Origin of the sequence: Pedobacter cryotolerans (assembly GCF_005116475.1) — a bacterium.
GTDB classification, from domain to species: domain Bacteria; phylum Bacteroidota; class Bacteroidia; order Sphingobacteriales; family Sphingobacteriaceae; genus Pedobacter; species Pedobacter cryotolerans.
The window spans coordinates 33,723-46,003 of record NZ_SWBO01000007.1; the positions used below are offsets into that span (position 1 = coordinate 33,723).

Annotated in this window: 11 protein-coding genes and 1 pseudogene; 10 read left to right on the plus strand and 2 right to left on the minus strand. The window is 34.2% G+C overall.

Annotation, left to right across the window (positions count from 1 at the left end):
* Positions 1 to 115: 115 nt before the first annotated feature.
* Both FA045_RS12565 and FA045_RS12570 read right to left on the minus strand, forming a co-directional pair.
* On the minus strand, positions 116 to 958 hold the full coding sequence (locus tag FA045_RS12565) for a hypothetical protein (protein WP_136877437.1): 843 nt from the start codon (positions 956 to 958) through the stop codon (positions 116 to 118).
* Between the two features lie 12 nt (positions 959 to 970).
* Entirely contained in the window at positions 971 to 2,551 is a 1,581-nt protein-coding gene (locus tag FA045_RS12570; RefSeq protein WP_136877438.1) for a L,D-transpeptidase family protein, read from the minus strand.
* Positions 2,552 to 2,821: 270 nt separating this feature from the next.
* Between FA045_RS12570 and hisG the strand changes: the two genes are divergently transcribed.
* The 10 genes and pseudogenes from hisG to FA045_RS12615 all read left to right on the plus strand — a co-directional run bounded on the left by hisG (position 2,822) and on the right by FA045_RS12615 (position 12,254).
* The gene (gene hisG / locus FA045_RS12575) at positions 2,822 to 3,673 is read left to right on the plus strand and encodes an ATP phosphoribosyltransferase (RefSeq protein ID WP_136877439.1); all 852 of its coding nucleotides are present in this window, start codon (positions 2,822 to 2,824) and stop codon (positions 3,671 to 3,673) included.
* Between the two features lie 69 nt (positions 3,674 to 3,742).
* Entirely contained in the window at positions 3,743 to 5,026 is a 1,284-nt protein-coding gene (gene hisD / locus FA045_RS12580; RefSeq protein ID WP_205943152.1) for a histidinol dehydrogenase, read from the plus strand.
* Between the two features lie 81 nt (positions 5,027 to 5,107).
* Positions 5,108 to 6,178 (plus strand): histidinol-phosphate transaminase, encoded by a 1,071-nt coding sequence (gene hisC, locus FA045_RS12585; RefSeq protein ID WP_136877441.1) that lies wholly within the window; start codon positions 5,108 to 5,110, stop codon positions 6,176 to 6,178.
* 4 nt (positions 6,179 to 6,182) lie between these two features.
* Entirely contained in the window at positions 6,183 to 7,367 is a 1,185-nt protein-coding gene (hisB, locus tag FA045_RS12590) for a bifunctional histidinol-phosphatase/imidazoleglycerol-phosphate dehydratase HisB (RefSeq protein WP_136877442.1), read from the plus strand.
* 190 nt (positions 7,368 to 7,557) lie between these two features.
* Entirely contained in the window at positions 7,558 to 8,196 is a 639-nt protein-coding gene (hisH, locus tag FA045_RS12595; protein ID WP_136877443.1) for an imidazole glycerol phosphate synthase subunit HisH, read from the plus strand.
* A gap of 1 nt (position 8,197) precedes the next feature.
* On the plus strand, positions 8,198 to 8,947 hold the full coding sequence (hisA, locus tag FA045_RS12600) for a 1-(5-phosphoribosyl)-5-[(5-phosphoribosylamino)methylideneamino]imidazole-4-carboxamide isomerase (RefSeq protein WP_136877444.1): 750 nt from the start codon (positions 8,198 to 8,200) through the stop codon (positions 8,945 to 8,947).
* 111 nt (positions 8,948 to 9,058) lie between these two features.
* Positions 9,059 to 9,391 (plus strand): annotated as a pseudogene (locus FA045_RS19085) (endonuclease domain-containing protein); the annotation flags it as partial.
* Between the two features lie 21 nt (positions 9,392 to 9,412).
* Positions 9,413 to 10,201, plus strand: a complete 789-nt coding sequence (gene hisF, locus FA045_RS12605) for an imidazole glycerol phosphate synthase subunit HisF (protein ID WP_225871342.1) — start codon at positions 9,413 to 9,415, stop codon at positions 10,199 to 10,201.
* A 61-nt stretch (positions 10,202 to 10,262) separates the two neighbouring features.
* The gene (gene hisIE / locus FA045_RS12610; RefSeq protein ID WP_225871336.1) at positions 10,263 to 10,886 is read left to right on the plus strand and encodes a bifunctional phosphoribosyl-AMP cyclohydrolase/phosphoribosyl-ATP diphosphatase HisIE; all 624 of its coding nucleotides are present in this window, start codon (positions 10,263 to 10,265) and stop codon (positions 10,884 to 10,886) included.
* A 468-nt stretch (positions 10,887 to 11,354) separates the two neighbouring features.
* A complete protein-coding gene (locus tag FA045_RS12615; RefSeq protein ID WP_136877445.1) occupies positions 11,355 to 12,254 on the plus strand; it encodes a WD40 repeat domain-containing protein in 900 nt (299 codons plus the stop codon).
* Positions 12,255 to 12,281 lie beyond the last annotated feature (27 nt).

Genomic DNA, 12,281 nt, shown 5'->3' on the forward strand with positions numbered 1-12,281 from the left:
AAGTCTATTTTGTTTGAAAAATTAAGATTATTTCTGCTAATTTATTTCTTTGTTTTTGAAAGGTTTAACATTTTCTAAAAATTACATCATTTTAACAGCGACTTCTACCACTATCCTAATAAGAAAAACCTGGAAAAACTAGGTGTATAATTTGCCAATAACCATACTCTAAGGCAAAATAAAGCTTAAAAGGCCCACTTATCACTTCTGTTTCGCCATTGGCTAAAACAACTCTATAACCTAAAGCTCCTTCTGCATAACCCATTCCCCTATCATTATCCATTAATTGAAAGCTGGTATCTATAATATCATACCTCCCATTTATAAATCTGCTAGATAAGCTAAAAATATTGTGAATCTGATCAACAACTTGTTGCTTGCTTAAAGTCTTTCTTTCTGGCAAAACAAATTCATCGCTCAATTCCCAATTATCTGTAGTTATTGTTTGGTTAAACCATGCATTTATAAAAACTTCTGCTTGTTTTTTAATATCAGCTTCGTGATTTGGATGAAATTCTTCATAAATGAAATGGTTTTTCATTCCTTCTATGGTTACATCATCAATTTCAACATCAAATAATTCTTCCGTTAAAAACACATACTTTTTACGGTTATCATATTCGTACAAATAAGAAACCTCAATGTTATTATTTTCCAAAAGCAAGTTTAAAGCAGCCAATTCTTCGGTTATTTGCTCATCAGTTAAATCTACTGCCTTTTTTATTTTAGGATTTGATATTTTATCGAAAATTTTAATCGTTTTTTGATTCTCTGCTGATTGATGAAATGCCAAAATATTTTTTAAAAACATATTTTCCATTGCTGGTGGCAAATCATTTTCTGAATGAAAAAGCGCACCCAATTCTGCTTGCATTTTAAGTTTTAACAACTCGTTTTCGATATGCAAATTTTCTTCAGGGCTATCACCTAATGAATCTTCAGTATGATTATCTTCCATAATTTCTTACTATTATCGAACGTATTTTTTAATTGCATCCCACAATATCCCATCATATTCATACACATCTGGTCTAAATTGTACTTTGCCGTTTTCCGCCCATGCGGTATAATAACCAATTACAACAGCTACATTTTTTCGGGTAGCAAACCACGATGGCTTTAATCGAAAAACTTTTGTACTATCATTTTTCTTCGCCAATATTTTCTGAAATTGCTTATTTCTATTGGTATCAATAGGCGGCAAATTTACTTCCATCCTTAGCTGATCATATTGGTACTTATCCTTTACCATCAACTCTGCAAATTTTAATGGGTTTTCTACCCGCACACAACCATGGCTAATTGCTCTATTTTTAAGCTTAAAACCATATTTATTATTGGTATCGTGTAAATAAATACTTGAGCTATTGTCGAAAACAAATTTAAATTTCCCTAATGCATTCCCTTCACCAGAACCTTGCTTAAATGTAAAAGGTAATTTTTCTCTAGCGTATCTATTCCATTGTATGGTATCTGGTTCATAAATCTGTTTACCTTTATAATAAACCCTAATATTGCTATTAGATAGGTAATAGGGATCTTTTCTGGCCATCCAATAAATTTCACTTTGTGCAATACTTACCGGAATATTCCAAACTGGATTAACCTGCACGGCGTTAAATACACTTACCAATTGTGGTGTTTCATGATTTTTTGGTTTATCATCTAAACTACCAGTTCTTAAAAAAGTTTTCATCCGTTCTGTGTAGGTTGCCTCTCTTTTACCGCCAACACATACATTCATGTGCGCTAAAGTATCATCTTTTTTAAACCATGTTAAAGAGAAATCTGGTATGTTTACCATTACAACTTCTTCAGTCTTTATGGGGATTTGCCACCGTAAACGCTCTAAATTTAATTTTATCTTTTGAATCGATAAATCATTTTCATCGCCCAAACTATCTCGGTAATGAGCCAGTAATTTTTTTAATTCTAAATAGCTTTTAGCAGTTGGTTGAGCATTTTTAAGTACTGCAAACATATTTTTCGTTTTTAAAACAGAATCCAACATTAAACTATCTGGGCGTTTAACCTTAATATAATACCTATTAAAAATATTTCGAGGATTTATTACACCATAATTCATAAATGTTGTATATCTCAATAGCGCATCGGCAGTTTTAATTTCTAATTCTGCAATTATTGGATAAACTTCGTCTATGCTCTTAAAATTATTGGCTTTTAACTTTTTTACTAGTGTTTCTAACTCATTAAACTTAAAAGATGCTGGATTTATTCCATCAGCTTTGCTAAATTGTAAGTAATTTAATAACGAATCAATTTCTCCATTTGCAAAAAAGCGAGTAATAAGAATTGGATTGTTTTTGTTAGATAGGTAAAAAGCTTTTGTAGTTTTAGGGTTGGACAAAGAACTGCTCAAATCGTCCAATTTTTTACTGAATATTGGATAATACGACAATGTATCAAATTTGTTATAGAGCTTGTAGTCGAAATGTTCAGCAAGTACAGTAGCAATCTCTGGTTTAGTGTTAAACCAACCACAAGAACTTAAAACTAAACATAAGCATAAAAAAAGTAGCGTTTTCTTCAATTTCGTTGATATATTAATTAATTATTTTATTCTTTTTTTAATTAAACTGTTCAATTTAAATGCCACATATTTTTTATTTTAATTTAACAAAGCTATATTTGCGTCATCTTCTCAATAAAATTACGGAAAGATAAGCAATATAATGATCCAAGTTTTAAACCATCACGTACATTTACATCATCGCCATTGTGGCGATAGATAGATATATGTTTTGTACGCAAAACGGTTTTTAAAACAGATTTAATATTCTTATTCCTAATTTTATATAAAGTGAAAACACTTAAAATCGCTATCCAAAAATCGGGTAGGTTAAACGAAAAATCAGTAGAAATTCTTAAAAATTGTGGTCTTTCTTTCGAAAACTACAAAAGTTCTCTAATTGCAACTGTTGCAAATTTTCCTCTAGAAATTCTCTTTTTAAGAGACGATGATATTCCAGAATATGTACAAGATGGCATTGCCGATTTAGGTATTGTGGGCGAAAATGTAATCATAGAAGCGGGTGCAGATGTTGCTTATTTACAGCCTTTAGGTTTCGGTAAATGTACCCTAAAAATTGCCGTTCAAAGCACTAGTGATATCACCGAATTGTCGCAATTAAATGGCAAGGCAATTGCCACTTCTTACCCTGTAATTTTACAAAAATATCTTACAGAAAATAACGTTGATGCGCAGATTAGAAACATCTCTGGCTCGGTAGAAATTGGTCCAGGTTTGGGCCTAAGCGACGCCATTTTCGACATCGTTTCTACAGGCGGAACTTTAAAGAGTAACGGACTAAAAGCCTTCAAAAATGTTATGAGTTCTGAAGCAGTTTTAATTGCTAGCAAAGGGATGGAATTAAATCCTGAAGTGTTAGAATTGTTGCAAAGAATTCAATCTGTACTAAGAGCAAAAGCAACAAAATATGTGGTACTTAATGTGGCAAAAGAAAACTTGCAAGCCGTGGTAGATTTGTTGCCAGGCGTAAAAAGTCCTACCGTTGTTCCATTGTTCGAAGAAGGTTGGGTAGCTGTACATTCGGTAATTGCTGAAGAAGATTTCTGGGAAAAAATTAATGGTTTAAAATTAGCAGGTGCTGAAGGAATTGTGGTAATGCCAATTGAGAAAATCATTACCTAAAAACAAAAAAAAATAGATTTAAACACGATAGTTAATATTAACTAATAGTTAAATTCAACACATAACATATTGAAACTCTATAATTATAAAGATTTAACTCAACAAAAAATTAAAGAACTATGTTCTAGAAAAGTTGAGGATGATAATTTGATATTTTCAAGGGTGCAAAGCATCATTTCTACAGTAAAAACCGATGGTGATGCAGCGCTACTCTCCTATGCCGAACAGTTTGATAAGGTTAAATTAACCTCGTTATTTATTGGCAAAGAAGAGCTTGCTAGCATCGCCAAACAAATTCCTTTAACAGTAAAAAACGCCATTGATGTCGCCTACCAAAACATCTATAAATTTCACCAAGCGCAGTTAAAAACTGAATCTAAAGTTGAAACAATGGAAGGTGTTGTTTGCTGGAGAGAAGCCAGAGCAATTGAAAAAGTTGGGCTCTATATTCCGGGCGGAACAGCGGTTTTACCAAGCACTTTTTTGATGCTTGGCATCCCTGCAAAAATTGCTGGTAGCAAAGAAATTGTAGTCTGTTCTCCTCCCCAAAGTGATGGCAAAATTAACTGCTACATTGCTTATGTTGCTACCTTGCTAAACATAGAAAAAGTTTACTTAGTTGGTGGTGCTCAGGCTGTCGGCGCAATGGCTTTTGGAACGGAAACAATTCCTAAAATTGACAAGATTTTTGGACCCGGAAATAGGTATGTAACCGAGGCAAAAAAGCTGGTGCAAAACACGGTTGCAATTGATATGCCTGCAGGCCCATCAGAGGTTTTAGTAGTAGCCGATGAAACTGCAAATCCTGCTTTTGTGGCAGCCGATTTATTAGCCCAAGCCGAACACGGAATTGATAGTCAGGCGGTGTTGGTTGCCACTTCAAAGAAATTAATTGAAGAGGTTATTTTGGAAGTTGAAAAACAATTAGCTGATTTACCTAGAAAAGACATCGCTGCAAAAGCAATTGAAAATTCTTATATCATTTTCGCCGAAAACTTAAACGATGCAATGGATTTCAGCAATGCTTACGCACCGGAACATTTAATTTTAGCGACAGACAATTTTGAACCATTAATCCCATTAATTATTAATGCAGGTTCTGTGTTTTTAGGCAACCTAACGCCAGAAAGCGCAGGCGATTATGCTTCGGGCACAAACCACACTTTACCTACAAGTGGTTTTGCAAGTGCTTTTTCGGGAGTTTCGGTAGATACTTTCTTAAAAAAGATCACTTTTCAGCACTTAAGCGCTAAAGGTTTACAAAACATTGGCAACACAGTTGAAGTTTTAGCAGAAGCCGAAGGTTTACAGGCACATAAAAATGCGATAAGTATTAGATTAAAGGAGATGTGAGAAGTTAGATATGAGATGTGAGAAATCAGAACGCTTCACAGTCTCAAATCTCACTACTCAAATCTCAAATCTCAAAAAAAAATGGACATTAAAGATTTACAAAGAGAAAATATAAAAACCCTTAAGCCCTACTCTACCGCTAGAGATGAGTTTAAAGGACAAGCAAGTGTCTTTTTAGATGCAAACGAGAATAGTTTTGGCTCTCCTTTGCCAGCTAACTACAATCGTTACCCAGACCCATTGCAATTAGATTTAAAAGATGCAATTAGCAAAATTAAAGGTGTGCCGATTGAAAACACATTTTTAGGCAATGGTAGCGATGAAGCAATTGATTTATTATACCGTGCTTTTTGCAATCCGGGAAAAGACAATGTCATCATCTTACCTCCTACCTACGGAATGTACGAGGTTTCGGCTAACATTAACGATGTGGAGATTAGAAAAGTTGATTTATTGCCAAATTTTCAACTCGACTTAGAAAAAATTGCTGAAGCTATTGATGCAAATACCAAAATGATTTTCATTTGTTCGCCAAATAATCCTACTGGAAATTCTATTAACCGAACAGATATTGAAACTATTTTAGCCAACTTTAAAGGTTTGGTGGTAATTGATGAAGCTTATATCAACTTCGCTAAACAGAAAACTTTTATTCAAGAATTAACGGAATATGCCAATTTGGTTATTCTACAAACGTTTTCTAAAGCTTGGGGATTAGCAGCTTTACGTTTAGGAATGGCTTTTTCATCAAGACCAGTTATTGACATTTTAAACAAGGTAAAACCGCCTTATAATATCAATCAGGCAACACAAGATTTGGCTTTGGCAGCTTTAGAAAACATCCAGCAGGTAAATGATTGGATAAAAATTACAGTTTCTGAAAGAGACAGATTGAGTAATTTACTCGCTAAACTTCCAATGGTTAAAAAAGTTTACCCATCTGATGCTAATTTTATTTTGGCACAGGTAGATGATGCTTTAGGAACTTACAATTTATTAGTAGATAAGGGCATCATTGTTCGCGACCGTTCAAAAGTATCGCTTTGCGAAGGTTGTTTAAGAATTACGGTAGGAACAGTTGAAGAAAATGATGAGCTTATTAGAGTATTAACCCCCCAACCCCCTAAAGGGGGAGCGGAAAACCCAGCGTAAATATATGGAGCAGAATAAAATAGACGAAGTACAAAAGTCCCCTTCAGGGGATTTAGGGGTTAGAGTATTGTTTATAGACCGTGATGGCACATTAAACATCGAACCAGATGATGAACAAGTAGATAGTTTTGCAAAGCTGAAATTTTATCCGAGATCGTTGTATTATCTTTCTAAAATTGCAACAGAACTAGATTTTGAGTTGGTAATGGTGACTAATCAAGATGGTTTGGGAACGCCAGCTAACCCTGAGGAAAATTTTTGGCCGATACACAACTTTATGCTCGATACATTTGCAGGCGAAGGCGTTGTTTTTAGTGAAATTGTAATTGATAGAACTTTTGCGAAAGACAATGCACCTACCCGCAAACCGCAAACAGGATTGCTAACTCATTATTTTAGTGAAGCTTACGATTTAAAGAACTCGTTCGTAATTGGCGATCGTTTAAATGATGTGATTTTAGCCAAAAACTTAGGCTCAAAAGCGATTTTTTTACGTCAGAATGATGCTTTAGGAAGTGCAGAAGCTTTAGATAAATACGAAACACTTTCTGATGTAATTGCATTAGAAACTCAAAAATGGGAAGATATTTATACTTTTTTAAGAGCTGGAGCAAGAAAAGTTAATCACGTTCGTAAAACAAATGAAACAGATATTACAATTGGTTTAGATTTAGACGGAACAGGAAAAGCAACCATTAAAACGGGTTTAAATTTCTTCGACCATATGTTAGATCAAATTGCTAGACACGGCAGTATGAATTTAGATGTGATTGCCGATGGCGATTTACATATTGACGAGCACCATACCATTGAAGATACAGGAATTGCCTTAGGAGAAGCTTTTGCACAGGCTTTAGGCAATAAATTAGGCATAGAGCGTTATGGTTTTTGCTTACCAATGGATGATTGCCTAGCACAAGTGGCTATAGATTTTGGTGGCAGAAACTGGATTGTTTGGGATGCAGAATTTAAACGTGAAAAAGTTGGCGATGTACCTACTGAAATGTTTTTCCACTTTTTTAAATCTTTTAGCGATGCCGCAAAATGCAATTTGAACATTAAAGCAGAAGGCGAAAACGAACATCACAAAATAGAAGCTATCTTTAAAGCTTTTGCAAAAGCAATTAAAATGGCGGTAAAACGTGATGCAGAAAAAATGGTTTTACCGAGTACCAAAGGATTGTTGTAAAACGGAAGATGTAAGATGGAAAAGGGATTTAGCAGGTTTGAAAAACTGACTTTGTAAAATAAACCTGATAGCAGTGAAAATGTTTTTATGTCAGTCTGAGCATAGTCGAAGACCAATAAAAACATTGTAACGGATAGCAGGACTACAGTACCAATGAAAAACTGACATTCATTTTCCAATAATTAATAAAATGGAAGAAAATAAAATTAACGAAAAGTCCCCTTCGGATGCCAAGGGGATAGGCATCATAAACTACGGCGCAGGAAATATTTTCTCCTTAACCGCAGCTTTAGAAAGGCAAAATATAACTTACGGAATGGTTAATACAGAAGCTGATTTAGAGAAATACAGTCACATTATTATTCCTGGTGTTGGTCATGCTGGTGCTGCGATGAAAAAACTGGAACAAACCGGATTGGTGGGTGCAATTAAAGCTTTAACAAAACCAGTTTTAGGTATTTGTGTGGGTATGCAGTTAATTACACAACATTCTGAAGAGGGAGATGCTAATCTTTTGGATATCATCCCGTTAAAAACAAAATTATTTGATAAGAATTTAGGGATAAAAATTCCGCACATGGGGTGGAATAATGTTGATTTTAAAAACAACTTACTCTTTGAAGGTGTTAATTCTGATACACAATTTTACTTCGTACATTCTTATTTTATTGAATATAACCCTACTTTTGATATCGCGGCTGTAAATTATGGCAACAAGTTTTCGGCGGCAATACAAAAAGATAATTTTTACGGCGTTCAGTTTCATCCAGAAAAATCTGGCGAAGCAGGCGAACGCTTATTGAAAAACTTCTCAAACCTTAGTTTATAAAATGTATATAATTCCAGCAATTGATATTTTAGACGGAAAAGTTGTCCGCTTACGTGAAGGCGACTATAACCAGAAAACTGAATACGATGTTTCTATCGAAGAAATGATTGAGCGTTACCGTTCTAACGGGACAGATTTTATTCATATTATTGATTTAAATGGCGCTAAAGGCGATTTCAGCAACCAGAAAACTTTGTTTGACATCATTAAAAAAACAGAGATGCGGGTGCAGTATGGTGGCGGAATTAGAACCATTGAACAAGTAAATAATTTATTGGATGCAGGTATCCATCGTGTTATTGTTGGTACGCAAGCCATTAGCAATCCAGATTTTTTACCTGATTTGAGTAAGGCTTTTGCTAAAAAAGACGATTATGCCAACAGAATTGTAATTGCAATTGATGTTTTGGATGAGGTAATTAAATACTCGGGTTGGATGGAAAGTTCTCCAATCAAATTAATGGATTACGTGGATAAATGCTTGGCTTTAGGGTTTTTCCGCTTTTTATGCACTGATATTAGTAAAGATGGGAAATTAGGTGGCGCAGCGGTAGATTTGTATAAAAAACTGCTTGACCATTCGCCAATGATTAAATTAATCGCATCTGGCGGAGTAAGCTCAATGGAAGATATTTACGAATTGGCAAAATACGATATTAGAAGTGTGGTGGTTGGTAAAGCCATTTATGAAAACCGAATTTCTATTGAAGAGATTAAGGATTGGAATTTGAAGATGTTGTCAAGTATATAACCCCCCAGCCCCCTAAAGGGGGAGCTGAAAACCCATAGTAAATATATGAAGCAAAACATTAATGATGGAAAGGAAAAGTCCCCTTTAGGGGATTTAGGGGTTAGATCAAGTATGTTTTATGGTGCTTCAAACTTAATTTTTGAAAATGCAAAAGCTTTAAGAAATAGGGTTACTGAAAGTGAAAGTTTGCTTTGGGGTTATTTAAGCAATAAACAATTAGGGGTAAAATTTAGAAGACAACATCCAATATCATTATATATCGCTGATTTTTATTGCCATGAGATTAAATTAATTATTGAAATTGATGGCAGTATTCATAACAACCCTGAGATACTAATAAATGATATTGAAAGACAAAAAAATCTTGAAGCACTTGGAATAACTGTTATAAGATTCACCAATAACCAATTACATAACAATTTAAATTCTGTTTTGGACAAAATAAAGCAAACCATACAAGAACGTATTGCAGTTCCCCCTTTAGGGGGCGGAGGGGGTTTATCAAAAAGAATAATCCCTTGTCTTGATGTAAAAGACGGCCGAACGGTAAAAGGCATCAACTTTGTTGATTTGCGTGATGCTGGCGACCCAGTAGAATTGGCTGCGCAATATGCCCAACAAGGTGCAGATGAATTGGTATTTTTAGATATTACCGCTACTCACGAACGCCGTAAAACGATGATTGAGATGGTAAAATCGGTAGCTAGGCAATTAAATATTCCTTTTACAATTGGCGGTGGTATTACAGAATTGGCAGATGCAGAGGCATTGTTAAATGCTGGTGCAGATAAGATTAGCATTAATTCTGCCGCACTTAAAAAACCCCAATTAATAGAAGATTTGGCTAAAAATTTTGGCGTTCAATTTGTGGTTTTAGCAGTTGATACGAAACATATTAATGGCAAAAACATAGTCCACTTAAATGGAGGAAGATTAATAACCGAATTAGAAACGGAAGATTGGATTAAAAGAGCGGAAGATTTAGGTGCAGGAGAAATTTTGTTAACCTCAATGGACCACGATGGGACAAAACAAGGTTTTGACTGTGATTTATTAGCTAAAATCAATAAATCAATTAATATTCCCATCATCGCCTCTGGCGGAGCAGGAAAAACGGAACATTTTACAGAAGTTTTTCAAAAAGCTGGAGTTGATGCCGCATTGGCAGCATCGGTATTTCATTATGGAGAAATATTAATTCCAGATTTGAAACAAGAATTGAGAAGGAATGGAATACAAGTTAGAACCCCCTAACCCCCTAAAGGGGGAATTACCCCTCATTTAGGAATAGCAAAAACATAAATAAAAGCAAAAAATGGTTAACGAAAATATAGCATCAAGCCAGATAGACTTTGGCAAAACTCCCCCTTCAGGGGGTTGGGGGGTTCCCGTAGTAATACAAAACGAGCAAACTTTAGAGGTTTTAATGTTAGGCTATATGAATGCCGAAGCATTTGAGAAAACACAAGCTGAAGGGAAAGTAACTTTCTTTTCTCGCTCTAAAAACCGTTTATGGACTAAAGGCGAAGAAAGCGGAAATTTTCTTTTCGTAAAATCTATTCATATTGATTGCGATAATGATACCATCTTAATTAAAGCTAATCCGGTTGGACCAACTTGCCATACAGGCAGTAGAAGTTGTTTTAAAACTGATTATAACCAAAACTTTATTTTTGAGTTAGAAAATATTATTAATGATCGATATGAAAATCCTGTAGAAGGCTCGTACATCAATAAAATGAGAGCTAAAGGCTTAAATAAAATAGCACAAAAAGTCGGCGAAGAAGGTGTAGAAACAGTAATTGCAGCTTTAGCAGAAACTGAAGAAGATTTAATTGGGGAAGCAGCAGATTTACTTTTTCACTTGACTTTTTTATTGAAGGAAAAAGGGTTATCAATTAAAGATATTGCTAAGAAATTAGAAAGCAGACATAAGTAGATGTGAGATTTGAGATGTTAGAAGTGAGACCACTCCAATTGCAACTCGTACTCCTTATTATGCAATACGAATAAAATGCTCAAATACTTATCATATCTTAACTTAGTTTTCGCAATAGCTTTCGCTGTAGTTTTAAGGAGCAACAAAAATTATATTGATTTAGCTTTTCTAATTCCGTCAATTCTTTTTAACTGGCTGTCCTTATATCAATTAATTAAAAATAAATTAAGGTTTGATAAATGGCATTTGTATGTTGGCTATTTAAGTGTTTTCATAAGTATTATTTCCACAATCGTAACAATAAAAATTATTTTTGGAGTATTCTCAAATACAAGCATTTACCTTGGACCTTCAATTTATTTATTTCTAGCAAGGCAACTATTTGATATTTCTATAATATTCCAATTTATTACAGCTTTAAAAGAAAATAAAAAAATATTAAGCCGTTCTAATTAAGTTAAATTTAAGATGCTAAAACATTTAAAAACACTTTCTGGCCACCAAAACCCTGTTTATGCTTTAGCAAATGCTGATGAGAATGATATTTTCTTTAGTGCAGGTAATGACAAGGGTGTTGTAGAATGGTCGTTAGCTGAATTGGCTTTCGTAAAAGTGAAAACTCCTGTACAAAGTTCGGTTTACAGTTTACTTTGTTATAATAATTTACTATTTATTGGCGAAAGAAGTGGTGCCTTTAGCGTTTATGATTTAACTAAACAGGAAATCATCACCAGAATTAATGCGCATCCAAAACCAATTTTCGATATTAAAGTAACCAAAAGCAAAAACGAATTGTTAACCACAGGCGAAGATGGTTCAGTTGCAGTTTGGTCGCTATTAGATTATTCAGAAATTTATCGTTTTCAGGTGGCTTATGATACGGTGAGGTGTATCGGCATTTCGCCAGATGAAACTGAAATCGCCTTTGGCTGTAAAGATCATTTGATTAAAATTTACAACTTGGCTGATTATAGCTTAAAACAGACTTTAAAAGGTCATTCTTTACCAGTTACTTCCTTAGCTTATCATCCCTCTGGTAAATATTTAATTTCTGGAAGCAGAGATGCACAGTTAAAAATATGGAATTTACCCAACTACGAACTAGTTCAAACCATTCCAGCGCATTTATTTACCATTTACAATATTGCTTTTCACCCAAGCCTACCCTATTTTGCAACAAGCAGCCAAGATAAAAGCATTAAACTTTGGGATGCTGAAAACTTTAAACTTTATAAAATTTTAAGTTTAGAAAAAGGCGAATTTGGGCATACACATTCTATTAATAAAATTATTTGGAGTAAAGACGGAAAACATCTAATTTCTACAGGAGATGATAGAAAAGTAATGATTTGGGAAATAGAGGATTAATTTTTAAATTTAAAATCATTAGATATA

Excerpts from the sequence above, each read along its gene's own strand:
- FA045_RS12615 (WP_136877445.1), top strand. The coding sequence starts at position 11,355 with ATGCTAAAACATTTAAAAACACTTTCTGGCCACCAAAACCCTGTTTAT.
- hisH (WP_136877443.1), top strand. The coding sequence starts at position 7,558 with ATGGAAGAAAATAAAATTAACGAAAAGTCCCCTTCGGATGCCAAGGGG.
- hisB (WP_136877442.1), top strand. The coding sequence starts at position 6,183 with ATGGAGCAGAATAAAATAGACGAAGTACAAAAGTCCCCTTCAGGGGAT.
- hisIE (WP_225871336.1), top strand. The coding sequence starts at position 10,263 with ATGGTTAACGAAAATATAGCATCAAGCCAGATAGACTTTGGCAAAACT.
- hisC (WP_136877441.1), top strand. The coding sequence starts at position 5,108 with ATGGACATTAAAGATTTACAAAGAGAAAATATAAAAACCCTTAAGCCC.
- FA045_RS12565 (WP_136877437.1), bottom strand. The coding sequence starts at position 958 with ATGGAAGATAATCATACTGAAGATTCATTAGGTGATAGCCCTGAAGAA.
- hisA (WP_136877444.1), top strand. The coding sequence starts at position 8,198 with ATGTATATAATTCCAGCAATTGATATTTTAGACGGAAAAGTTGTCCGC.